This window comes from Lysinibacillus sp. NPDC047702, from assembly GCF_050272555.1.
Lineage (GTDB): Bacteria > Bacillota > Bacilli > Bacillales_A > Planococcaceae > Lysinibacillus.
In genome coordinates, this window is sequence record NZ_JBNNMG010000004.1 from 1 (window position 1) to 24212 (window position 24212).

The window sequence follows — 24212 nt, forward strand, 5'->3', positions numbered from 1 at the left end:
CGGAACGGAGATCAACCCCTCGTTTTGAAAAAGGGCTATACTTTTTAATTTGTCACCTTGATGTCATTGACATAATAGTATTTCAACAACATGAAGAGCGTGTTTTAAAAAACACGCTCCATTTAATCTATATATTAAAATTTCATAATTGCAAATACAACTTCTACCTTAGAAAAGTCTTCACTTAAAGAATATAACCCATATCTTTTCATGACAAATAGCATCTTACTGTTATATTCTTCAAACTTCATAACATTTTCCCTCACAAAAATAAGTCAAATCAAAATTCAAGAATTGACTTCCCCGATAATTATTCTACTATTACCAATCCTCCGCAAATAAATCACATACTGAGGGTTGAACTTTGAGTATCCCCCTCTACGAAAAACATTTTCTTATCCTTTATTTCGGTACCTTCTTCTAGCAGCACCAATTGGTAGAGTAGTATACGCTCTCCCTCACCTTTTTCATCCAAATTTGTTCTATATAACATATAACCAACACTTCATTTTCGCCATTATAGAAAACCTTAGCTTCTCCCTGCGTAAGACTGTGACAACTACATTGCCAAAGAACTTCTTCCTGATAAAAGGAAAAATGTGATAGCTTCTCTGGACGAATGGTTTCAATGCGAATTGCGCTTGTATTTTCTACTTCCTTCATTTTCGCCACTTAAAAATAGTAATTGATTTGCAATAACATAGCCATATTTCTTATATAATGCAATGGCTACCTTATTCTCTTTTATCGCTTCAAATATTTCAATTTCTACATTCTCCCTTTCGTAGATAATCAAGGTTTCTTCCATTAAAAACTTTGATTCCCCTTCACCACGATATGTGGTAAAGCTGTGACTTGTAGAAATGCCCTTAGTCAGGGGCTCCAATCCACGTGGCCCCTTTTATAAATTACTATCCTCATTTTGTATTCACTGTTAAGCGTGAATTACTAAAACTTGCAAGATTACTATATCTATTATATAGTTAATATATAATTTTATTAAAGGGTGAACTTTTTGTTAAATGTAGCATTCTAATCTAAATCAACGTAATAGCTTACTTTTGTTGAACAAACCACCTTTATACGGGTGTTATTTGTTGTGCAAAAAAAGCAAGATTAGAATTAGTTAGCTTTGTATAAACATTTAGCGCGACTAATTTTAGTCGCGCTTTTTCTATTCGTTGATTTAGACAATTTTAATTTTTTTCCAGTTAAAATTGAGAGGACGAATCTACAATGCAAAAACAATTACAACAAATTACAGCTGATATGCAACTTGAAGAACATTATCAAACATTAGAAAAGGCATTACTTGCTTTATATTTCCATAAAAATTGTACAACTAAATCTTTAGCTTATATGACAGACTTACCAATACCTATCGTTTCAGCAATGAAGAAAGAATTTGCTAAGCAAGGCTGGGGTAAACATAGCTTAACGAAAAAGGGACAGCTAGCTATCTCACAGTATTTTCAACTCTCAGGTGCTGATACTGAACTTTACCTTCAATTAACGACTGATCAAGCTTTTCGTTCTGAATGGATTACAAAAAATATTAGCGAGTTAAGCACTATTTATGATGCTAGGCCAACAGCCGACGTAGCAATAGATCAAGCTAAATGTACAGTTGAGACAGCCTTAAAACGAGCATTGCTCGCACTAGACTATACGGTGCTACTTAATAAGCGCATTTTATGTTTAGGTGATGATGATTTCATCAGTATTGCATTAGCATTTTTACTAAAGAAAATCGCTCCACACTCTGCAACTAAAATTGTTGTATTAGATATTGATAGACGAGTTTTGAGCACGATTAGCAAAATAGCAAAAGACTATGGGCTTCCGATTAAAGTAGATTATTATAACGTTCAGGAGCCCTTGCCTAAAACATACGCCCATCAGTTTGATTGCGTATACACAGACACACCGTATACCTTGATTGGCGCACAGCTCTTTTTGTCACGTGTAATTAATGCACTAAAGCCAGAAGCAATGCGGCATGTGTTTTTTTCCTACGCCAAACGTAGCTATAAAAAGCAGTGGGAGCTACAGCAAAGCTTACATGCTATGGGCTTTGTGATTAATAATATTCATTACGACATAAACAACTATGAAGGTGCACAGATTTTAGGAGCTACAAGTCAGTTATTCGTATTACAAACAACAGACCAAATGATTTCCTATATTCCTAATCAGCGTAAATTTATGCGACCAATTTACACAGGTGAAGTTGAGCGGAAATCTGTTGTTTATCAGTGTAATCATTGTAGGAACTCACTTACAGTCGGAGCTGGCAATGAATACACTACGATTACTCAGCTCCAATCCAGTGGTTGTCCAAGCTGCAAAAATAAAAAGTTTTCACAAATAAAGAGAACAGTACAAAAAACACAGTCCCATCATGCATTAGGTCATCATATTTTATTAGAGTTGCATGATTGCGACGTTGCATTACTTAATGACGTGCAAAAAATTAAAACAATTATGTGTCAAGCTGCCCACAAAGCAAAGGCAACAATTGTAACCGAGCATTTCCATCACTTTTCACCTTATGGAGTTAGCGGTGTAGTCATTATACAAGAGTCGCATTTGACGATTCATACATGGCCAGAATTTGGTTACGCGGCAATAGATGTTTTCACTTGTAACAGTAAATTAGCTTTACAAGAGGCTGTACAATATATTACTGAGCAATTTAATGCTGGAAATGCCACACAGCATTACGTACATCGAGGTAAATAGAAAATGCGTAACATAAGCCATTAAAATGCAAACCGAAACATCTAGAATTTATCTAGTATAACAGTTGAATAGAATTTGCCTTCTATTCAACTGTTGTTTCCTGTTAGAGTTCTAAGGTCAGCATGATTATCGATTAACCATTCCCCGATAATTTTTTAAGTTGCTTATTGAGTTTAGATAAATTTTCACACGCTATCAACTTATCATGGGCCTCTATTTTCCCATTCCATTTTGATACCATACACTTCAAATAATAAACGGATAACCTCTTGAGCTTTCTATGCCTTATTATATTTATTCATTATTTTATACTAAGATAAACCAGTATATCATCTGGGGACTTGTTACCGTAATTGTTCATTAAATGATTTTATTTCATCATTATCCTCTTTTCGATTTACCTTACAAGATCTTTCTAAACGACCCTCAAAAAGTTCCCTAAATTTTCTTCTCTTAGTATACTAAAATTAGACAAACTTGAAGGGACTGAACTATGCACAGATGGTTAATATTTTTCATCCAGCTCATTAAAAATATTGGAGGTAAAAGTATTGATAAAAGAACTAAACACCCAAAGATTGAATTTAAGGAGAATGCAAGTTTCAGACTCACACAGCTTGTTTAAAATTTGGTCTGACCCAGATGTAACTAAATTCATGAACAACTCTAGATTTACACATGAAACACAAGCAAAAGAAATGATTGAACTTTTTGAGGAATTGGCTCAGGCTAATAAAGCTATTCGCTTCAGCATGATTGAACTAAAATCCTACGAAATAATTGGTACTTGTGGATTCAATTTTATAGACTTTGAAAATTCTAAAGCCGAAATTGGCTATGACATTGCTAAAGACTACTGGGGCATGGGTTATGCCCCAGAAGGTATCAGAGCACTACTTAATTATGCTTTCCAAACTTTAGAACTAAATAGAATTGAAGCAAAGGTAGAACCTGAAAATGTGAATTCTATTAAGGTATTACAAAAACTTAATTTCACCTTTGAAGGTACACTTAGACAATACGAAAAATCTAAAGGAAATTTTATAGATATTAATATTTATTCACTCTTAAAAACTGATTAATTATAATTTCACCTATATCTTTATTGAGATATAGGTCATGTTGTTGAAATACTATTATGTCAATGACATCAAGGTGACAAATTAAAAAGTATAACCCTTTTTCAAAACGAGGGGTTGATCTCCGTTCCGACTGAGTGCTTTCCTGGGGGCGTCCGATGAGCCGCTTCACTCGCTCGCTCCAGGGTCTCATCTGTGACGCTGAATCCCCGAGGAGTCACTCAGTCTACACTCCAATCAACCATTGCTCATCGTATTTTCTATTGGCATTTCACATAAATGTGTAGTGATAAAATGAAGTCCTAACCAATACTATTTTGCGCAATAGTGGAGCTTTGAAAACATTTTTCTATGCGAAAACGAGTGACAGCAATAAGTGGCTTTATGTAAAGCAACAAAATGATTCTATACATAAAGACCCTGCACGGAGCGTCAGCGCAGGAAGCGGCTCGTCGCTCGCCCACAGGAAGCCTTGCTCTGCGCGAAAGTGAAGCGTCAGCGGCAAAGCGAGTAGCCTGGAACGGAAATCACCTTCATTTGACTTAGTAGTGTTCACAAAGAGTCCCTTGATCATTTAGTTTTTCAACACTATGACCTATATCTTTATTGAGATATAGGTCTTTTGTTTATTTTTGATCGTATTATTTTCTTGGGTTCCTCAATTATTTGTCCTCATTTCCCTCATAACTCACGTAATCAATATCAATTTGGAGTACCTGGTTCAACAATTATCGTTGACTGTCAAGATATTTAAGCTATCCAAATAGAAGCTGATTAAGTTATAAGGGCTCTCCTTTATAGAATCACTTTCGTCTGAGTGACCCTATTAATAGTTCTAATCTTTATATTGTTTTTGGCAGTAGCGTGTGTCGATGCTGTGGCTTTTTTTGAATGTATATATAACCGTAATTTGCACATATTATTATTAAGCTTTATAGACTGTGGCATTGGTTGACTGTCACAGTTTTTTTATTTTTAAATCTATTTCTCAGGCTATAATCTATACAAACATTGCTATTATGTCATATTAATAGTGATGTAAGCTAATTTAGTCTTGCACCTCCGAATTTCGTTACTAAGGGTCACTCCTTCCAAGTGACCCTTTTTTATAGTTTTGGGCTTAAATTGAGTGTTTCTTGGTTTGGAATCATTGGGAGTACCATCTAAGTATTAGTGCTTTTATGGATGGGGATGGAAATAGTAGTATAATCGATTGCGTTGTTGAGAAGTATCGCTCAACTCTTCGAGAGAGCGACGGAATGCTTAACAACAGAGGAAGGAACAACAATGCTAAATGAAAAAAAGGTATTCGACAATTGAATCATCGAATACTTCACAAAATGAACGAAATGAACTTTTCAGTGCCCTCCATTTTTTACTGGGAGTTTTCGCTTGCTCCTATTTCAATTGATTTTCTAAAATTGTCGATGTATACATGCTTGGTTTACGATCTTTCCATGGTAAGGCTTGTTCTAATTGCGCCGCTAATTGAAGTAACGTAGCTTCATCAGCGAATCTACCTGCAAACTGCATCCCAATAGGTAAACCAGTACTACTCATCATCAAAGGTAATGAAATTGAAGGCTGACCAGTTACGTTTAATAAATTCGTAAATGGTGCATATGAGAAAATTTGTTCATGCCATTCTCGTGCATTAATCGATGAATTATCGGCATTTAGTTCACCAATTTTTGCTGGCAAATTTGCCAAAGTTGGCGATAATAAGATGTCGTAATCCGTAAAGAATCCCCCGACCTGTCTGGATACCATTGCATTAGTATTAATCGCATCTAATAAGTCCGAAGCTTTTAATTCCTTCCCATATTGATAGTATTGCCAGATAGCCGCTTCAATATTTTTATCAGAAGGTGTTTTACCAGTTAAACTCGCTGCAACTTCAATCGTTTTATAAATATTCGCTGTCCATATATTTAACGTTGCATTAGCGAATGGTTCTTGCTCGTATTGTGGTGAAGCCTCCACTACAATATGACCTAACTCTCGGCATAATTGAACAGTGGATCTACGTCGAGATTTTAGACACACTCAAGTTAATTTTTTGTGTTGCGCAACGGCCATTTTTGGAGTTTTCCACATCACGAGTAAGCCCGTCAAAGCGAAAAAAAACCTTTGACCGCTTACTCAGGATGTAGAGTGGAAAATGCATTCGAAGTTGCGCCTGAAAAATGTAGTGGGATAGTTTTCTTTGTCTTCTTTTTTACACTACTGCTCAGCACATTTTTTCGTAGGCATCAGCATATGATTTTTTTATTATATTGAATAAGCTGATAGATTTTGATTTTAAGATACAAAGTGACTATTCTTATAAATCAAGTGGATAAGGATTTTGATTGATTGTTTCAGTCTTCTTCTTAAACTGATTTTTCTATCATTGATTAGAAAGACAATCCTTTTTCTTGTAGATTTCTACTGTTATCTTGAATCCGTTATTTTAAATCATAGAATTCCATATCGTTGAATAGCGATAGTAGAGAATTGAAAAAGTTAACTTGTCTTTGATCATCCCAACCTTCTTCAAAATCAGCCATCAACCAGATTACTTCATCTAAGAAAACATGTTTTACAACGTCTTGCCAATGTTTTCTTTCCATATCTGTAATCTCTACAAACTCAAAATATCCTTTTTTAAATAAGGACCATTGTTTGATATCAAATATACGGTCAGGGGCTGTATCCAATGCATTGTGGAATAGAAGCAATGCCAATGCTAAATCATAGATTCTTGGTAAAAAGGTAGCGTTATCCGGGTCAATGAGATAAGGCTTTGCGTAGTCATTATAAATTAGATTATCTGCCTTATAATCATAGGGTGTAGCCACTGATGGTAATTTCAAAACCTTTAAGGCCTCTTGCTGTTCAATAATTCTGAGTATTTGTTCACTTAATTGACCTTCATCCAGTGAAATAGTGACACTATTTATAATAAAAATTGTCATAATTCCATATTTCTATAATTCATATTGTCATAAACTATTTCTACCATTTTTAGGGCGGTCTTTTTGGTTATTACATCTCGCACATCGACGAGCATCCAATCTACTAAAAGACCCTGTTATCAAATGTTTGTATAGAATCTTTCATCTTCTCGTAAGTCAGCTAACGTACGCTTTATCAATGAACCGATTCCTTTATATACTCCTGAAGAACTCGTTAATGTCTTTTCTGTAACTCCTAAAAATTCACTTAAAAGAGAGTAATCAACCCTACCATAATGATTATAAATATGAATTATTGCTTTTTCTAGATTTGCCCTTCTTATTAACTTTTGTTCAGATATACTTTCTTTCGCTGAATCAGAAATAAACTTCGCTATTTCTGGATAATTACTTTTTATAATCTTCTCAGATTTCCCCAGAAATTTATATGCTTCATGTACTAATTAATAGCAGCGCTTGCTGACATACTTGTCTTGTAAGGATCCAGGGAATCAGGTTCAACATAACAACCTTGTCTCTCGATATACTACGCTTCGCCAGCCGACCGTATGTCCAAAGGCTTCTCCATTCGCGCATAGCCTTCGACCAAACTGATCGCCAGTTGGCACCGAATTCGACCGGAGCGTTCACTTTAACGCTCGGTCGGATACGAGATATCCACTGGGGTGCAATTGGCGTCCAGCATGAGTGTAACTGTGTTTTTCCGCTGTTCTTCGTTTGAATCGCCAGCACGATCATCGGTAGTATGTCCGCCCGAAGGACGATTGGAGCCATCGTCATCACGATCTTACTTGTCGCGTGTACTTCTTCTTCCAAGATCCAGTCGTTGATTTGATTGATGACATCGGCACCAATGCGTCATGAGAGAATGATGAAACGGCGGCTTAACCCTTGTGAAAGCTGAGAGAAGTTAATGTTCAGCAGCCCTAATTACTATACAAAGAAACGCGAAAAAAACGACTTTTTACTTTTCTTTCCAATTTACCTATCCACTCATCTTTTCAGCCGGAATTGGTTGTCCGCTTTGAAGAAGAACTAATCCCGTTACTTTATCTTCTACCGTCTCAAATGTAACTTCAGTGTCTATGACCTTCATAAAAAACTTCGTATCTGAATCGGAATACAGCTCTATAGGAGCTTGACCAGCAGGCTGCATGAAAAGGATACCATTTTCCTTAGTAACTACTAGTTTCAAACCAAATGGTGTTACATATTCGCCTACATAAGTATCTAAAATCTCTGGAGTCACGGCGATTACTATTTTTTCATTTGGAAAATAGCCAGGCCAATTATACTCTCGGGCGATAGCTCGCTCAATTTCCCGAAGTATATCGTCACCTTCGTTTGAGTTCAGCATGATGACAGCTCCCATACCGTGATTCTTGTACATCATCATCTGGGAAACAAAACCTTCGTTCCATCCGCCGTGACTAAAACGGGTATTTTCCTCGTCCCCTTCTAAGAAAAAGCCAATTCCCATATCGTTTTCTACCTGATGAGTTAACATCTGTTTAACAATATCCGCTGAAAACAACTGGCCTGATTTATTTTTCAAAGCTAACTGCAATTCCAAGCCAACACGAGCAAGATCAGAGGGAGTTGTCCAAAGACCTGCCGCTGCCATCTCCGGATAGACATACCATTTACCTTGAACCGGTTGAGACTTCCAAGGATGTGCGGTAGCGGCAGAATCATGCCATTTCTCAGGAAGAGGTTGTTCATATGTGCTTCTATCCATTTGCAGAGGACCCAGTAATAATTCATGCATAATGTCCGGAAAACTCTTATCCAAATAATCTGATACAGCCTGCTGAGCGACAGTTGTGCCGCCTCCAGAATAACGGAATTGGGTTCCGGGCATTATGTTCACCCGAACGGCAGGAGTGGCGGAAGAGCTTTCTCCATCAAGAATTTGTAAAACGGATGGTGCATCAACATTTCTTAGATAGCCTGGAAAACCATCAACAGTAAGTCCCGCTGTATGGCTAAGTAATTGGCGGAGAGTGATTGCAGGCTGCCAGGCACCGTTAGCTGGAACCTTCCAAGAAGTGAGGTAGTTGTTGACATCTTCATCGAGATCAAGCTTGCCATCCTGTATCAATTTCATCACAACTGTGGCAAAGATCGGTTTGCTGACAGATGCGGCCTGAAAGAGTGTATCTGTGGTGACAGGTTCAGGTTTCCCACACTCCTTTACACCAAATCCACATGCCCACTCAATCTCATAGTTGTTAATCACAGCGATACTAACACCAGGTGTATTGGTAGCATTCAACCTTTCTGTGAGCGTAGCCTTTTCATATTGGTTCTTAAGAGTACCCTCTTTCAGTAAGCCATTTACGATTCGTTCAATTCTCTTTTCAATCTCCTGATTCATAGCGTATTTCTCCTCCTTCAAGATAGGAATACATAAGTTTATTCTAAATACACATCATAAGTGGAGTATAATTGTTCCAAACTTTGCTGATGAGCTTGAATTCGCTCCTGATTTTTCATCTTTATCCCCATTAATACGAGGGATAACAGATTCATGGCAGCAGCCTGGGGGATGATTCCCGTGTCTTCGTCTAAGTTTCTCTCCGTCGTTAATGTAATATCAGATAGGAGACCGACAGGAGAAAGCTTCCGATCTGTTATAGCTAAGGAGGGGATTTTCCATGAATCTAACTACCCAAGATTCTAATGCAATACTAAGTGCAGTTCAAACTTTAGCAAACATACAGATTAATCCAAATCTAGAAACCTATCGCTACGACGTACTAAACATTCTGTATGAAAAATTAAGTTAAAGTCCTCATTATTTTGGTTTGTTGACAATCAAAAAAATCTAGTGAATCCTATTCTATTTAATATAGAAGAATCTACAATCCAAGAATACCTCCAGTATTTTCACAAACATGATCCGTTGCATCCAAAAAAACATTAAACAAATACTAGCCATACAAGTAAAAAGGAGCTGATCACATGGCATTTGTTGGAGAAGAAGACCGTTATATCTTGAAGGACTTTGTCCATATTGATAATCCTGTGCGAGTGATTGATTCATACGTTGTTAGTCTAGACCTAGGAGAACTAGACTTTATGATATATTCAGGGTCACTTTTAGGGGTCACTTTTAGGGGTCACTTTTTATAAAAAAGTTTAAACATTTTCTACCTTCGATCTTCAACAATCGCGCCCGTTCGTTCAATAATGATTTAAATAACAATATCGTATTCCATAATTTTGGCAGTTTCTCGAGCAACTTCAGAACCTAATAATCGCTTTACAATATGAAATGACATATTGATGCCTGCTGAAATCCCACCTGACGTAATTACATTGCCTTCATCTACAAATTTAACTTCTCGTTGTACTTCGACTTGAGGAAATTCTTTTTCTAATCTTTCAATACTTGCCCAATGAGTCGTTGCCATTTTACCGTTAAGTAAACCAGCCTTTGCTAATAATAAAGCACCTGTACATACAGATGTCATTAGTTGCACCGTTTTCATTTGATTTGTAATCCACTTGATTACATTATCTTTACGTACTTCATGCTCCCTAGCACCTAGACCACCAGGGATAATTAAAATATCAAATCTAGGTATAGTCTCGAAACTGTAATCTGGCTGTATCTTTAACCCATTACATGCAATTACCATGTTCCCTTTTTCTGATACTGTTTCTACTACAAATGGCTGATGACCATTTTCTAATTCTGTGACAGAAAAAACTTCAAATGGACCTGCAAAATCTAAAACCTCTACATCATCAAATAAAAAAATTCCTACTCTCCACTGTCTTTTATTCATATAGGATTCCTCTTTTTTTATTTATTTTATCTTCGTTTAATTTACCAGAAAATTCACAATTTTAGTTAAATTAATCTTCCATACGATTCTGCCCTGTTCAAAAAGTTTCTTCAATAATCTGGTCCTTTAAATAGCAGTGAAAGGACGTGTTTTAAAAATAAATACACGCTCCATCTAACCTATATATTAATTAAAATTTAATAATTGTGAATACATCTTCATTCTGAGAAAAGTTTCCACTAAAAGAATATATCCCTTGCTCTTCTAATTCAAAACCGAGTACATTCATCCCATTTTCTAAATGCAATGGCTTGAGATGTCCTATTTCTCAAGCAGTACTCATAACAAATACCATCTTACTGTTATATTCTTAATGACCGCTTTTTTATTAGGTCTATTCGATGTTGCTTAAAATTATTTGATAGATTTAGCACTGGAACCATTATTATTCCAGATCTATTAATTTTGTTCTTATGGTAATTACATATTTCACTATCAAATTTGCATAAATAACTCAGAAAAATCTTCTTCGGAAAAGACGGCGATATTATTTCTTCTTAGCAATGCGGTTGTTACACCTACACCTACTAATTTTGTACTATTGAAATCACCATTGTAAATCATTGCACTACCACAGGATGGACTATACTCTTTTAAAATAACCTTAGTTGCGCCTACTTCAAGCGCTTTCTGTAATGTTGCATATGCTCCCTTTAAATAAAGCTCTGTTACATCTCGTCCAGATTTTTCAACCACTTTCGCTCTTCCATCAAGAACATCTTCACCATCTCCGCCGACTATTTCAGCGGGCTCACGTGGCGTCGAAAAACCTCCCATAAGTTCAGGGCATACAGTTACTGCCTTATTTTCTAACACAAACTGTTGAATTCTTTCGTCTAAACTATCTGTTCCGTTATAACGTACCTTTAATCCTGCTAAGCAGGCACTTATTAAAATCATATGCACACCTCATTTTTAAGCGTTCGTATAAGTACAACTATAGCTCAATAAAAAATCCATCAGCAGTTCTTACTATCATATCGCTAATGATTCTAACCTTGTTCCCTCTGTGCGGTAATCATCTTGGTTCTACGTCGAGATTTTAGACACACTCAAGTTAATTTTTTGTGTTGCGCAACATCTGTTCACATCACGAGTAGCCCGTCAAAGGTGAAAAAAACCTTTGACCGTTTACTCGGTATGTAGAGAGAAAATGCATTCGAAGTTTCGCCTGAAAAATGTAGTGGGATAGTTTTCTTTGTCCTCTTTTTTTACGCTACTGCTCGGCACATACGCATCAGCATATGATTTTTTTTATTATATTGAATAAGCTGATAGATTGTGATTTTGAGATACAAAGTGACTATTCTTATAGATTAAGTGGATAAGAATTTTGATGATTGATTCAGTCTTCTTCTTAATTTAAAGCTGATTTTTCTAGCTTTGATTAGGAAGATAATCCTTTTTCTTGAGATTTCTACTGTTACCTTGAATTCATTATTTTAAATCATAGGATTCCATATCCTTGACTAGTGATAATAGAGAATTGAAAAAATTAACTTGCCTTTGATCATCCCAGCCTTCTTCAAAGTCAGCCATCAACCAGATTACTTCATCCAAGAAAATATGCCTTACAACATCTTGCCAATGCTTTCTTTCCATATCTGTAATCTCTACAAACTCAAAATATCCTTTTTTAAATAAGGACCATTGTTTGATATCAAATATACGGTCAGGGGCTGTATCCAATGCATTGTGAAATAGAAGCAATGCCAATGCTAAATCATAGATTCTTGGTAAAAAGGTAGCGTTATCCGGGTCAATGAGATAAGGCTTTGCGTAGTCATTATAAATTAGATTATCTGCCTTATAATCATAGGGTGTAGCCACTGATGGTAATTTCAAAACCTTTAAGGTCCTTTGCTGTTCAATAATTCTGAGTATTTGTTCACTTAATTGACCTTCATCCAGTGAAATTCCTCTCTTCTCAGCATGACCTATTATTTCCTCTAAATCCTCTTTTATTTCCTGCTCCTCAAAATCAAACTCATCATAGATATCCAGACCTTCTTCATTATTCTCCGATGATAAGTAATGAATACGCCCAAGTAACTTACCAGCCTCATAAATTTCATCATCTTTCCCCGTATAGGACATGCCCTTTATAAACGGATAAACCACCCATACTGTTTCATCTACTTGTTGAGGATTGTCAACACTCATTGGGACTGGAGCTACAATAGGAACCCCAAGCTTATGCAATCTTCCTACGAAATTCGCAAGCTTCACTGCTTCTTCAATTGGCGATACCGTATTTTTAACAATGTAAGACTCGCCACCTTGTTCCACCTTATAAACAGGAGCGTAAGGATAAATACTTTTTGGTTCTTCAGTTACATCAAACAGAAATTTTTTTAACACCTTTTCATTACTCATAAACTCACTTCCTTATCTTTTTTATCTTTATTGGCTTAGCGTTTGGTCACTCACTTTATATTATTTTATATATCCCTATCTACTCGGACTCTCCGACAGTGCAGTCAGGGGAAATTACATCCCACTTTCCAAACAGTATTAAACCTGCAGCTTTAGCTAAGAATATAGAAGCCTCGTTATCGAGCTGGCATCTATACTGTGGTTCGTAACCGTGCTCATAGGCGTATTTGCAGATTGAACGCACCACTTTACGAGCATGACCTTTTCCTCTAAAAGATGACAGAGTTAATACGCCGAGATCCGCTATTTGTACATCTTCTTCCCAAGGATACATACTGGAAGCACAGACCAAGCGATTTTGCTCAAAAGAACCAAACACTGCCCAATGATCCAACTCCACAGAAGCGTCATCCAAATCTTGTTCAGTGGCGGAGGATTCAAACTCTGAGAAAATCGCATTATCCTGCTCTGTTAATCGGCGCAATGCTCCCTCTTGGTTTTCTTGTAGCAAGACGCTCTTTTCTGCTTCCGAAAAATAAAAAAGATAATCGGCGCCATGTAGTGTAACTCCTCCCTCATTCAATTTCTGGCGGAAGGCTAGATCAGAAAGGTCTTGTCCTTTAGAAAGGTCTAACTTCTCAGCCATTTCAGGTGTTAAGACTGTCAAAACCCGACCATCAGCTGTTTCCAGCACCATGACCCGACTGTCTTCAATCAGGTCATGGTTGATGGTGACAGTAAAATTTTCATCGTTGTAGATAACGTCTCCATTTAAAAATTGTGACTCCCAAAAGTCAGTTATCGTTTGTGAAAATAATGGCATACTTATTTCCTCCCTATAATTGAAATTCTATTTAAGAATATATATTTATCCTATCATCTCATTTTGATTTCTTGTTTTTTCACATTCTAAACCTCCCCCTTTACTATATTCTGGTATACTTCTACTTCAAAATTTTAATTATTTAATCAGCCTTCCCCCATTCAAGGGCTAAATTTTTTTAAAAGTCTTCAATTGAAATATCTGCATTAATTGTTATCGCTACTTGAATTCCCGTAGCCTCCAAAGAACAAGCTATAACTACTTGAAAATTTATAGAAGTAAGCAACCAAGAAGAGTTCTTAGTTCAGAGTGTAAAAATTCTAAGATCGCTTGTTAAATTTCTTCAAAGGACTTAAAAGACTCTCTATATCCTCGAACATTCAAAAAATAATGGTGGATTAAATCCACGACTATTTTTTCACAAAATCCGATATTTTTCTATTTCTTAACTCATTCTCTAGTTTTTCTTCAGCCGATAGCATTACTTCTTTTATTACACACTTAGGATCGTTGTATAAACAACAATCAAACAACGAAGATTTGCCTTCAATTGCATGTATAATATCTAAAAATGAAATAGCTTCCCAATTGTGACGAAGTGTATATCCACCATTAGCACCCGACACGGAGTTAATCATTCCTTCTTTTACTAACTTGGTTAGTATTTTAGATAAATAGGTGGGAGAAACATCTTGCATCTCAGCTAATTGTTGAACACCCATTGGTTTATTTGGTGTTTCCTTTGCAAGAAAAAGCATTGTGTGTAGTGCATAATTGGTAGCCTTAGAATATTTCATTACTGTTATTCACTCCAATAAAAGACTTTATATATCCATAATAGCACTGAATTTAAGTTGTTTCAATAATATTTATGTCTTCATGTTGGAAAAAAGATGTACTGTTTCATTTACTGTATTAAACGAGATAGTTGGAAACTCTCTAATTCTTCCAACTGCACATTATCCATAATCTCCTTCGTAATTACTTTACTAATTACAGGAAATAACGTGATTACTGAATGCATAACCGCTATATAAAGTCCTTTTTATTTAATCATGAAAACATAGTCGTCTTTAGGCATTGGTCGCATCCCTACTTGAATACTTATTCAAGCATCGGATTATGTCCACTTTTTTGAAATTTAATCACTGTCGTTGTATTGTAATTAATCATTGTATTGTATTCAATAAACTCACTGGGCTTACAAATAATCGAAGTCACTAAGAAGTAGTAATACACTTCCTTTGTATGGATTCATGAATTGTTACGTGTCATACACAGTAAAAGCTTGCCCCATAAATAGTTGAGTGCATGCATTTCATTTACAACATCTTTCCAAAAAAGTTCATTTCTATTTCCTTAAATTCTCTTCAAAACATTGACATTATTTTAGGCAACACTTTTGATGAGAAACTTCGAAAAGCTACCAATATTTATTTTTCCATTTCAATACCTAAAATAGAAGCAGTCTCTTGTTTAATGCCTTCCACTTAGATAAAATATTTCTCATATATTTTATAATACGTTCTCCGCTTTCTGTTAATGAGATACCGTTTCTTCCACTATTTAAAAGAGGAATACCTAGTTCCGATTCTAAAGAAGCAATATGATGACTTATCCCAGATTGTGTCATAGCCAATTTCTCCCCTGCACTTGTGAAATTTCCAATATCGACTACTTTGACGAATATTTCTATTTGAAAAAGGTTCACTATATAACCTCCATGTAAGATTTATCTTTCCATTCGACTTCTTCATGTTTATTATCAAAAATATGAATTTTACTTATTCGTTCTATCATAATACAATAATCTCAGAAAAAGAGGAGGAGATATAATGAGGAAAAAGATAAAGGTTTTCTATGTAGATGCTTTCACAACGGATACTTTTGGGGGAAATCCTGCTGGCGTAATACCGAATGCAGAAAATTTAACAGACGTAGAAATGCAAAAAATAGCTAATGAATTAAACCTTTCAGAAACTGCCTTTCTTTTACCGTCAACAAATACAAATGCAGATTATAGAATAAGATACTTTACACCCACCGAAGAAGTTGATTTTTGCGGTCACGCCACTTTAGGTACAGCATGGTTAATGGCTACTAAGAACAATTGGATCAATAAGGATGTAAAAATAATCTTTGAATCTAACATAGGACTAATTCCCGTTAAATGGATTATGGAAAACAATCAATTAACTAAAGTGTCCATGACCCAAGTACGTCCTCAAATAAAAAGTATAGACATTAACCCCAAAATAGTCGCTGATCTTGTTGGTATACATGATACAGATATTGATAATAGATATCCAATAAAAATAGGGAATACTGGAGTCTCCCATCTTTTGGTTCCAGTTAAAACACGACAAGCAATTGACCGGGCAGAACCTAAATTAAAGGAACTTAAAAAGATGAACAATGACTTTAACATATCCACCACACATCTCTTTACTTTTGATACAAATGGGGAATTTGATATTTATACAAGAGATTTTTGTCCAAATATAGGAATTGATGAAGATCCCGTTACAGGAGCAGCAAACGGTGCATTAGGTGGCTATTTATATTTAGAGAACATCCTAACTAACGGAGAGAGACATCAATTAGTTATAGGTCAAGGACATGCTATCAATAGACCTGGGATTCTTTATGTAACGATTACTCCTGATGGGGAGAATCCTATTATTGAAGTAGCAGGACCAGCAGTTGTTTCAATAGAGGGAGAAATATTAATGTAGAGACCATTATAGAACAATTCCTTACTCATAAAATCTCATAACAATAAAATGTACTCTATAAGATAGACACTAAAAAAATCTTTCGTTGTAAAACTTTACCCTTTGTTATTTTTTAGCCAAACCGGTGGAGTATTGATACTAATAAAAAAATTCATGAAATAAAAAGGTAGAAAAAAATCTAAACCCCTTTTTGGAAGAGATGAATGACCGTTGATTCTAGTGTGTCATTTGAACGTTTATAGGGTGCGACGGTCTGTTGCTTGAACTCACCGTTGCGGTCGCATGGTATCTGGATGTTTAAATCACCGTATTCTGTATGTAACGTGCGTGAATACGAACCATTGCGTGAATTGCCAGAGTTGAAGACAATTCGATCATATTTTTCGTAATCTAAAAAAGCCGTTAGTTCTGTCGCAAGTAGCGTATTGACCGCTGTTTCTAAATGCGAACGAAAAACTTCGGTAATATCTTGTTTTTTTACTAGAGCTTCGACGATTTCTGTTGTAAACTGATTCATAGGGAAGACCTCTTTTCTAGGATTGGTTGTGGTGACTTAATTCTACCAAGAAAAGGTCTTCTTTTTTTGTCGTCTTATTTCATTTACACAAAATATTTTATACTCTCTAATCTTATAAAAAGATCAATATAAAGTCGTATTTCTTAGAAATACAATAGACTTAAGTGAAAAAGCGTATGGTTATATTGACTGAATAACCTATATAATAAAATATGCAGAGGTCGTTCTACTGCATGCACACCTGTAATAGGGGTCCCGCCACATCACCATCAAGCTAAGAAACAAGATAACCCCCAAAACAATATTTTTGTTTTGGGGTATTAAAAAATATTAACTTGATGGGTATTTGATGCTACCCCATACCCATCAAGCTAACAACGTAAATTACTAGATACCAAAGATCATGGTTTCAAAACTAGCCAGAAATAGAAAATTAGGCATGACAAAGAAGCCTATAAAAATACAATTTTTTTCTAGGCAGCTTGCCTGTCCTTCACCGTCGTTTCATACACAACCCCAAGAATATCAAAGACAGTCATCTTCTTATACCGATGGCATTTACGACCATTCTTTTTGAGTAAATGATAAAGGCGATGCAAAATTTTCAAAAGTTCTTTTGTGCCAACTGCCATTGCTTGAAATATTAATGGAAAGTAATCTTTAATCATATAAATCGCCCTGTATTCACTCAACTCCTGCTTTTTCTTTTCAAGCAGTAGCTGCCGCATTTGAAACATGGTAGAAGAACAGATGTGAATGCCGATAAGTTGGCCATATAAATGGCACTCAAGGCGTTCTTTTTTGATTGTTTTGCTTCATCAATTTCAAAGAATAACTTCCATGTTTTAAATAAAATCTCAATCTGCCAACGCAGGGAATAGAGGGAATGGACATAATCAGTGGGGACTTCTTCTGGCGATGTATTCGTGATATAGACATTCATCCCCATCAAGTGCTTACTTTTCTCCTTAATGCCTTTCTTCTTTTCTCGTATGGCTTGGTTTTTAAGGCGTGTTTGCGTTTGATTGTCTGTTAAACGATGGATAATAACACGTGAAGGAAGCTTCTGATTTTGACCTATGTATGCCTCGGGGATTTCCATCGTCCGCTAATGCTTATAGCGTGATTTGGTTCCATTGCTACACAGACCCCTTGCTTTGAAATTAAGTTTGAGCAAAAATACCTCGCAAACCCTTATTTTACGAAAAGAATCCCTTTTGAAAAAAGATTGATCAAAAGGGATTCCTCTTTAGCAGTTTTAAGTTAGGTTTTTATAAAAAAGTTTGATTATTTTCTACCTGTGTTATTCAAGAATTGCGCCCTTTAATGGAATAACTAAACTTCATTTTGTGGCTTTAAAGTGTGTTTCCAAACTTTCATTTAGGAACTTTATTTCGCTTAACGTTGTAAATCCGCATAAATCTGACGGGACCCCGTAAAGAAATAAGTTTCATGCTTATTGGAAAGTAACCTTATTGTAGTGGTAGTAGAAATATAAAAAGTCCCCAAACCCTCATTGGTAAATTATTCAATTTTTTAGGGGTAGGGCATGGCGTGATAGTAAGGCGCCGATACGGTTGTTTCCGGCACCAGGAAAAAATTACGGGATGGCGAGCGTGGGAGAATTTATTTTTTAGGATACATAATGTTCTCTCATTCATTCATTTATTTGCATGTGTAACGAATTGTGTGTGCACCTGGTACAGGAAATCCATGCCGCAGTATGCATACCGTAATCTTTAAAAAACGTTTCGACTGGTTTTGAATAGACGCCTGTCGCTTCAAATTCCCATTGACGATAGCCGTCATAAATTGCAATGGTACTTTTCCCTTTACTTATATCTAACGCAATCACATGTTTCATTTTAACCTTCGCCTTATTACAGATTATAGAAGCCTTCACAATACCTTATCGATTCCCCTTTCTTATACACAATTCTTTGGACCCAACATACTAAACTGATTCATTTAAGGGCGTGAAGTTAGCCAGTTTTATATACGGACTCACAAATGGTCCCAGAGGCTGGTCGGCTTTACTTCACTTCTACTATAAAAAAATAGTAGCACAAACCATGCCTTGGTTTGTACTACTAATGTTAGTATGTTTTTTATATACATAAGTTATTGTAATGCTAAACTCGTAGTAAATTCAAAACGATTTTCCTCTTTTAAATGATTAACATAGCCAACAATATAAATATTCGCTATCCTTACTTCGGATTCTGTAAATTTTTTATAGAAAGTAGGTGAAAAGGAGACCGACAGCTCTACACTTTCGCCGGACTTAATATTTAGTTGATTGCCTGCCGCAAGCACTCTAAACGGATTAGTTGTTTCTCCCTGCTCTTCAGGATCATTGATAAAGCCAAATAACACACTATTTTGGACAATTGTGTAATCACTCTTATTAGTTAGTTTAATTATATATTCTATCCTAGTGGTTGGATTAATGTTTTTTGAAATTAATTCAAATGTAATATCATCCATAATGCCAGATTCAGTCTGATCAAATTTAGGGATGCATCCTGATAATATAAAGCAAAATAGGACTATGATAAATACTTTTTTCATAAATTAGTAAAGCGAATATTCTCGTTGGATCGTCATAGGATCTGAAACATAAGTAATACTAGTACTAGTTGAAACACTTACATTAAATCCAGGAAGTCCACCACTAACACCAGCTGAGTTGTTATAAACTGTATAAAAATTACCAGTTACTCCAACTGTGGCTTTAGAAACAGGATAAACTGTAGTTTTCCAAGAATTACTTTGTTGCCATGTCGGCGAGTATTCTCCAGCAGCAAGAGAAGAACCACAAGTAGCACTATTAATTTGTCTGAAGGAACCATTAGAGAAAATTTCAAAAGATGCCACTAAAGTAGCTTTATAATTAGAGTTTTTAGAATATGCTTGTGTCCATGAAGCTTGTCTCCAACTAATGCCATCGTCTTGTGCCAGAGCCAGAGTACCTCTTTTATTATTTATAGACTGTAATCCTTGAGCAGTCCTTGTCGAAACTAACTGATCTGCCTCATCGTAAGTAATATTTTCATTTTCTGCAACGTTCTTTACATACTCTTCTCTAGTGATATCTTTAATAATAACACCTGGTATAGGATTATCTTCTAGAAGATTAATAGGTGCATTTAATTGATTTTGACTTAGTTCAAACACTTCTTTTGAGTTACTTACTTGAGCAGAAACTGGTGAAAATAATGGAACCGATAACATAGTTGTACATAAAGCGGTTACTGTAATTAAACGTATTTTACTCTTCATTTTTACCACTCCCTATATTATATATTTATTTACTACATTTATATATTAACATTAAAAACCATATATTTAAACCACAAATTGTAAAACATGGGTTATTCACCATGATTAGGGGTTGATTTCCGCTCTACCAGTGTGCTTTTCCGCTGACGCTTCGTTTTCGCGCAGAGCAGAGCTTCCTGGGGACGTCCGCTTCAGTTACCTCATCATTCAACTCCTTGATAATATCCTTCAATATAAATTGCCTAGCCTTTACCGAGATTGTGTTAACCACATCTCATTTAAGCCTAAGAACGTGTCGCACCAACAATATGGCCCAATTGCTGAATAAGGAAAAATCCTGCATATAACAGGATTTTTGATCAAACTTTTATAAATTATCATTCTAAGATCTAAAAAAACAGTTCATCTTTATTTTAAACGGTATAACTTTTTTCAAAACGGTACAACTTTGTTTTAAAGATACAGCAAAATGATTTATGTATCCTTCTGTTCATATGAAAATGAAGGCATTAGTCCGGCAAAGTCTCCTGCCAAACTAGCAAGCGGCTTAAACTTATCGATAGCTATTTTATAGTTTCCTGCATAGATTGCTTCATCTATTTGGACACATTCAACTTTTCCAAGCACTAGATAATCTCCACCGACAGGAATAATCTGGTCTAACTTAAGTTCTATTGAGATTGGCGCTTCTAGCACTGCCGGCACATTCAAAACTTTACCATTCTGGACAGTCACTCCTGCAAGCTCAAACTCATTTTTTTCTGGCTCTACACTAGCCGATGAACGATACATCGCTTCCCCAAGCGACTCAGGAACCATATTAATTATATATTCCTTTACTTCACGAATGTTCGTTAACGTATCCTTAATGCTTCCCATTCGTTCATTAACGCCCGGTCCTATTGAGATCAAAAGGGTTGGTGGATTTCGAGAAGCTACAGTAAAAAAGCTGAATGGCGCTAAATTTAAAATGCCATCCTTACTTTTTGATGAAACCCATGCAATCGGTCTTGGTATTACAGAGCCAATTAACAATTTATACATCTCATCCTCGCTCAAATCAATTGTATTAAATATGAGTTTCTGTTCTTTAGACATCTATTCATTCTCCTTCAACTATATTTGATTAAGTAATATGTCGAGTCTATAATAGAATTATTATTGACTTCTGAATTACTCATGAATCTATCCCAAATTATAAACACGAATACAAATAAAACTAGTATGCACTTTTTTGTAAGATACTTACTTAAAGGAGAGTGATATTATTGCCAGAGTTAAGTAATAATTTTATAAGGCGCAACAAACAAAGACCATTTGACTTCACATTATCGTTAATCGGTGGCAAGTGGAAAATGAAAATAATGTATGAATTATCTTCCGATACGATTTTACGTTATGGAGAGTTAAAGCAGAAAATTCCTGCTATCACTCACAAAATGTTAAGTTCTCAGTTAAGTGAACTAGAGAACTCTGGAATTGTTCATAGAAAAGAATATCCTCAAATTCCTCCAAAAGTGGAATACTCCTTAACTCCAAAAGGAAAGAGCTTAATGCCAATATTAGAGGAAATGTGCAAATGGGGCGTAGCAAATCAAATATGAAAACTTAATTTTATAAGGGAAAAAATTCTATATAAATAATTTTAGCGATAGATCGTAAAGTAATAATTAAACTAAAACATGTTGATTAAAGAAGATATTGCAGCACAGAACCCCTTTAGACAAAACATATCTAAAGGGGCAAAACTACGCTTTGTTTTACGGTATGACTTTACTTTAAATTTACAACAGCAGACTTTCGGAACAGCAGCGTGCTTGCTACGATCGCAACACAAACACGATACCTGCAGTTCCGAACTCCGGAGCATAACCTTCCGTCGTATTTGGAACAGAACATGCAACAAGACAAGTACGATTTTACTTAGAAGTTGACTCGCGTAACCCCCTAGCTCGCAAATCGTGTTTAATTATACTATCTATCAAATAACAAATCATGGGGATCATCTTCCTCCCTGTATTTATCATCCAATCTTGAAATTCCATCTCATACTTCTTAGATCTCTTATATCTATTATTGGGTACAAAAAGAGTTTGTTGCATTTCATCTTGTTCTTGAAAAACGCATCCGTTGCATGATAAATTTCCATAAAATTCTTCACCATTTTCAGCCTTCCACCTGCTGGGGGGATGTACAAAGGCAACGGAAAATATCACTTCCTCTATATCCTCATTCGTTCTAAAATGAGTCCAAAGCGTGTTCTTTCATGTATTGACGAATGACATCTGCCTCTGAGCTTAATGATGCTTCCCCTTTCACCTCAATCTGAACGCCTCCTTTTATTAACATATTTCCAATAAAACAATTTTGCTCTGCAGTCACAACTGCTTCTCTTGCAGATTGAACTTGTTCTTCTGTTGCATCTGGAGCCAAAACGATGTGTGGAAAATGAACGATTCTCACTCCCTCTTCTGATTGGATTGCCTCCGTATCCATAGTCAATCCGGCAATAGGTAATTGTTGAGTATCGAGTGTAATAGTAAGTGTTGAGGTATAACAAGCTGCCGCAGCAGATACAAGTATTTCCATCGGATTTGCACCTTCCCCGCTGCCGCCGAATGATTCCGGAATAGCAATTTGGGTTTGCAGTTGGTTAGCTTTGATTCTCCCATTACCTTTAATATTTCGGTACCAGACCGTATTAACGTTTGTTTTCAAGCCAGTCATTTGAATTCACTCCTTTTTATTGTCATATCACATAGTTAACTAGTTAACTAGTTATTTATAATAATTCTAATAAATTAATTTGTCAATATCCTTTTTACTGCATCCATGCCACCGTAAAACAACAAACACGGCAGAAAATACATGGTGCACCTGAATTCTGCTATGCAATAGCTTCGCCACTTGATTTTTTTTCTCCTTAACATTAAGCTAGAAGTTATCCAGAATACTAGTAAAGTAAGAAAGTCGGTGAGTCGTCATAGTGCATTCTAGTTTGTTGTTTAAAATCGATTCCCGTTCTTCTCTGCCAATTAATGTGCAGATTAAGGAACAGATCAAATGGTTAATCGGCAAAGAGCTTCTGAAACCTGGGGACTCCTTACCTTCAACCAACCAGTTGGCGGATCAGCTTTCCATTAATAGAAATACAATTCAGTGGATCTACTCTCAACTAAAAGAAGAGGGTCTTCTGGCGATTCAAAAGGGTCGCGGAACACAAATTGCTGATAAAGACAAAATCGAAGTGTTCAAAAGGCAAAACCCCCATTTTTCGTTTGTAGAACAAACCATTAAGCAGGTTTACGAGATGGGCTACGATGCGGAGAACGTCCTGTTGTCCGGATTTGCCTATGTACAGCTATTTGACCAACCGCTCGAGAAGAAACTACGCTATCTCTTTATCGAGTGCAAAACACAATCGTGCGTCTTTTATCTTGATGAAATCAAACTGATGGCAGCCGCTAACGTTTATACGATCGATATGGCTTCACCAGAAAATATCCTTAAAGAAGCCATTCACACTGCAGATGTGATTGTGACCAGAGCGGATCTGGCGGAGAGAGTGAGGATGTTGGCTGACGTCGAACAAAAAACTATCATCACCGTTGGTTCCACAAACGATGTGTCACTATTGCTAAACATATTGGGACCTTAAAGACCCGCATCAAAACCCTCTTTCTTATGATAAGGAGAGGGCTTTGATTAATTTTCCCTGTCTATCCCTCTAATTAACAAATATAGCTGTTGCTTTGAAAAAAATTTTGATTAAAAACATCTCACAAACTAGCATTTTACGATAATTTAAAAAATCCATTCTGAAAAAAAGATTTAAATTAAGATTTAA

The 24212-nt window shown here is 35.9% G+C and carries 22 protein-coding genes and 2 pseudogenes; 7 read left to right on the forward strand and 17 right to left on the reverse strand.

From position 1 onward, the window contains the following. Positions 1-625: 625 nt before the first annotated feature. Entirely contained in the window at positions 626-886 is a 261-nt protein-coding gene (locus ACQKIM_RS03110; protein ID WP_427538915.1) for a hypothetical protein, read from the reverse strand. 350 nt (positions 887-1236) lie between these two features. Between ACQKIM_RS03110 and speD the strand changes: the two genes are divergently transcribed. Then, positions 1237-2742: an adenosylmethionine decarboxylase gene (gene speD / locus ACQKIM_RS03115; protein ID WP_427538917.1), complete on the forward strand. Its 1506-nt coding sequence runs from the start codon at positions 1237-1239 to the stop codon at positions 2740-2742. A gap of 551 nt (positions 2743-3293) precedes the next feature. After that, on the forward strand, positions 3294-3824 hold the full coding sequence (locus tag ACQKIM_RS03120; protein WP_427538920.1) for a GNAT family N-acetyltransferase: 531 nt from the start codon (positions 3294-3296) through the stop codon (positions 3822-3824). A 1395-nt stretch (positions 3825-5219) separates the two neighbouring features. Here the strand turns inward: ACQKIM_RS03120 and ACQKIM_RS03125 are convergent. The 3 genes from ACQKIM_RS03125 to ACQKIM_RS03135 all read right to left on the reverse strand — a co-directional run bounded on the left by ACQKIM_RS03125 (position 5220) and on the right by ACQKIM_RS03135 (position 9155). Then, complete coding sequence (locus ACQKIM_RS03125) at positions 5220-5867, reverse strand: amidase family protein (RefSeq protein WP_427538922.1); 648 nt, start codon at positions 5865-5867, stop codon at positions 5220-5222. 401 nt (positions 5868-6268) lie between these two features. After that, positions 6269-6778, reverse strand: coding sequence for a phosphotransferase (locus ACQKIM_RS03130; protein WP_427538925.1), 510 nt, complete (start codon positions 6776-6778; stop codon positions 6269-6271). Positions 6779-7763: 985 nt separating this feature from the next. Beyond that, positions 7764-9155: a serine hydrolase gene (locus tag ACQKIM_RS03135; protein ID WP_427538928.1), complete on the reverse strand. Its 1392-nt coding sequence runs from the start codon at positions 9153-9155 to the stop codon at positions 7764-7766. 280 nt (positions 9156-9435) lie between these two features. On the opposite strand from ACQKIM_RS03135, the gene ACQKIM_RS03140 reads away from it, so the two are divergent. Next, positions 9436-9567, forward strand: coding sequence for a hypothetical protein (locus tag ACQKIM_RS03140; RefSeq protein WP_427538931.1), 132 nt, complete (start codon positions 9436-9438; stop codon positions 9565-9567). A 175-nt stretch (positions 9568-9742) separates the two neighbouring features. Beyond that, the gene (locus tag ACQKIM_RS03145; RefSeq protein WP_427538934.1) at positions 9743-9913 is read left to right on the forward strand and encodes a hypothetical protein; all 171 of its coding nucleotides are present in this window, start codon (positions 9743-9745) and stop codon (positions 9911-9913) included. A 62-nt stretch (positions 9914-9975) separates the two neighbouring features. On the opposite strand, the gene ACQKIM_RS03150 is transcribed toward ACQKIM_RS03145, so the two are convergent. From ACQKIM_RS03150 to ACQKIM_RS03175, 6 genes are all read right to left on the reverse strand, one after another. Beyond that, a complete protein-coding gene (locus ACQKIM_RS03150) occupies positions 9976-10572 on the reverse strand; it encodes a DJ-1/PfpI family protein (protein ID WP_427538937.1) in 597 nt (198 codons plus the stop codon). Between the two features lie 495 nt (positions 10573-11067). Further along, on the reverse strand, positions 11068-11532 hold the full coding sequence (locus ACQKIM_RS03155; protein ID WP_427538940.1) for a DUF523 domain-containing protein: 465 nt from the start codon (positions 11530-11532) through the stop codon (positions 11068-11070). Positions 11533-12069: 537 nt separating this feature from the next. Beyond that, positions 12070-13008, reverse strand: a complete 939-nt coding sequence (locus ACQKIM_RS03160; protein WP_427538943.1) for a phosphotransferase enzyme family protein — start codon at positions 13006-13008, stop codon at positions 12070-12072. Between the two features lie 79 nt (positions 13009-13087). Then, positions 13088-13831: a GNAT family N-acetyltransferase gene (locus ACQKIM_RS03165; protein WP_427538946.1), complete on the reverse strand. Its 744-nt coding sequence runs from the start codon at positions 13829-13831 to the stop codon at positions 13088-13090. Positions 13832-14241: 410 nt separating this feature from the next. After that, entirely contained in the window at positions 14242-14628 is a 387-nt protein-coding gene (locus tag ACQKIM_RS03170) for an Rrf2 family transcriptional regulator (protein ID WP_427538949.1), read from the reverse strand. Between the two features lie 656 nt (positions 14629-15284). Next, positions 15285-15542, reverse strand: coding sequence for a LysR family transcriptional regulator (locus ACQKIM_RS03175; protein WP_427538953.1), 258 nt, complete (start codon positions 15540-15542; stop codon positions 15285-15287). Between the two features lie 124 nt (positions 15543-15666). Between ACQKIM_RS03175 and ACQKIM_RS03180 the strand changes: the two genes are divergently transcribed. Then, the gene (locus ACQKIM_RS03180; protein WP_427538956.1) at positions 15667-16566 is read left to right on the forward strand and encodes a PhzF family phenazine biosynthesis protein; all 900 of its coding nucleotides are present in this window, start codon (positions 15667-15669) and stop codon (positions 16564-16566) included. A gap of 181 nt (positions 16567-16747) precedes the next feature. Here ACQKIM_RS03180 and ACQKIM_RS03185 read toward each other — a convergent pair. The 6 genes and pseudogenes from ACQKIM_RS03185 to ACQKIM_RS03210 all read right to left on the reverse strand — a co-directional run. Further along, positions 16748-17083 (reverse strand): annotated as a pseudogene (locus ACQKIM_RS03185) (transposase); the annotation flags it as partial. A gap of 473 nt (positions 17084-17556) precedes the next feature. Then, positions 17557-18188, reverse strand: a pseudogene (locus ACQKIM_RS03190) (transposase); the annotation flags it as partial. 552 nt (positions 18189-18740) lie between these two features. Beyond that, positions 18741-18947: a hypothetical protein gene (locus ACQKIM_RS03195; RefSeq protein ID WP_427538959.1), complete on the reverse strand. Its 207-nt coding sequence runs from the start codon at positions 18945-18947 to the stop codon at positions 18741-18743. Between the two features lie 257 nt (positions 18948-19204). Continuing rightward, entirely contained in the window at positions 19205-19570 is a 366-nt protein-coding gene (locus ACQKIM_RS03200; RefSeq protein ID WP_427538961.1) for a hypothetical protein, read from the reverse strand. A gap of 87 nt (positions 19571-19657) precedes the next feature. Then, a complete protein-coding gene (locus tag ACQKIM_RS03205; protein WP_427538964.1) occupies positions 19658-20365 on the reverse strand; it encodes a hypothetical protein in 708 nt (235 codons plus the stop codon). A 474-nt stretch (positions 20366-20839) separates the two neighbouring features. Next, positions 20840-21463, reverse strand: a complete 624-nt coding sequence (locus ACQKIM_RS03210; RefSeq protein ID WP_427538967.1) for a flavin reductase family protein — start codon at positions 21461-21463, stop codon at positions 20840-20842. Between the two features lie 170 nt (positions 21464-21633). On the opposite strand from ACQKIM_RS03210, the gene ACQKIM_RS03215 reads away from it, so the two are divergent. Then, positions 21634-21969 (forward strand): winged helix-turn-helix transcriptional regulator, encoded by a 336-nt coding sequence (locus ACQKIM_RS03215; protein ID WP_427538970.1) that lies wholly within the window; start codon positions 21634-21636, stop codon positions 21967-21969. A 634-nt stretch (positions 21970-22603) separates the two neighbouring features. On the opposite strand, the gene ACQKIM_RS03220 is transcribed toward ACQKIM_RS03215, so the two are convergent. Next, a complete protein-coding gene (locus ACQKIM_RS03220; protein WP_427538973.1) occupies positions 22604-23092 on the reverse strand; it encodes an OsmC family protein in 489 nt (162 codons plus the stop codon). A gap of 259 nt (positions 23093-23351) precedes the next feature. Here ACQKIM_RS03220 and ACQKIM_RS03225 point away from each other — a divergent pair, with 259 nt between their 5' ends. Further along, positions 23352-24023 (forward strand): GntR family transcriptional regulator, encoded by a 672-nt coding sequence (locus ACQKIM_RS03225; RefSeq protein WP_427538976.1) that lies wholly within the window; start codon positions 23352-23354, stop codon positions 24021-24023. Positions 24024-24212: the final 189 nt, after the last annotated feature.

Excerpts from the sequence above, each read along its gene's own strand:
- speD (WP_427538917.1), top strand. The coding sequence starts at position 1,237 with ATGCAAAAACAATTACAACAAATTACAGCTGATATGCAACTTGAAGAA.
- ACQKIM_RS03130 (WP_427538925.1), bottom strand. The coding sequence starts at position 6,778 with ATGACAATTTTTATTATAAATAGTGTCACTATTTCACTGGATGAAGGT.
- ACQKIM_RS03135 (WP_427538928.1), bottom strand. The coding sequence starts at position 9,155 with ATGAATCAGGAGATTGAAAAGAGAATTGAACGAATCGTAAATGGCTTA.
- ACQKIM_RS03140 (WP_427538931.1), top strand. The coding sequence starts at position 9,436 with ATGAATCTAACTACCCAAGATTCTAATGCAATACTAAGTGCAGTTCAA.
- ACQKIM_RS03145 (WP_427538934.1), top strand. The coding sequence starts at position 9,743 with ATGGCATTTGTTGGAGAAGAAGACCGTTATATCTTGAAGGACTTTGTC.
- ACQKIM_RS03150 (WP_427538937.1), bottom strand. The coding sequence starts at position 10,572 with ATGAATAAAAGACAGTGGAGAGTAGGAATTTTTTTATTTGATGATGTA.
- ACQKIM_RS03155 (WP_427538940.1), bottom strand. The coding sequence starts at position 11,532 with ATGATTTTAATAAGTGCCTGCTTAGCAGGATTAAAGGTACGTTATAAC.
- ACQKIM_RS03160 (WP_427538943.1), bottom strand. The coding sequence starts at position 13,008 with ATGAGTAATGAAAAGGTGTTAAAAAAATTTCTGTTTGATGTAACTGAA.
- ACQKIM_RS03165 (WP_427538946.1), bottom strand. The coding sequence starts at position 13,831 with ATGCCATTATTTTCACAAACGATAACTGACTTTTGGGAGTCACAATTT.
- ACQKIM_RS03170 (WP_427538949.1), bottom strand. The coding sequence starts at position 14,628 with ATGAAATATTCTAAGGCTACCAATTATGCACTACACACAATGCTTTTT.
- ACQKIM_RS03180 (WP_427538956.1), top strand. The coding sequence starts at position 15,667 with ATGAGGAAAAAGATAAAGGTTTTCTATGTAGATGCTTTCACAACGGAT.
- ACQKIM_RS03195 (WP_427538959.1), bottom strand. The coding sequence starts at position 18,947 with ATGAAACATGTGATTGCGTTAGATATAAGTAAAGGGAAAAGTACCATT.
- ACQKIM_RS03200 (WP_427538961.1), bottom strand. The coding sequence starts at position 19,570 with ATGGATGATATTACATTTGAATTAATTTCAAAAAACATTAATCCAACC.
- ACQKIM_RS03205 (WP_427538964.1), bottom strand. The coding sequence starts at position 20,365 with ATGAAGAGTAAAATACGTTTAATTACAGTAACCGCTTTATGTACAACT.
- ACQKIM_RS03210 (WP_427538967.1), bottom strand. The coding sequence starts at position 21,463 with ATGTCTAAAGAACAGAAACTCATATTTAATACAATTGATTTGAGCGAG.
- ACQKIM_RS03220 (WP_427538973.1), bottom strand. The coding sequence starts at position 23,092 with ATGACTGGCTTGAAAACAAACGTTAATACGGTCTGGTACCGAAATATT.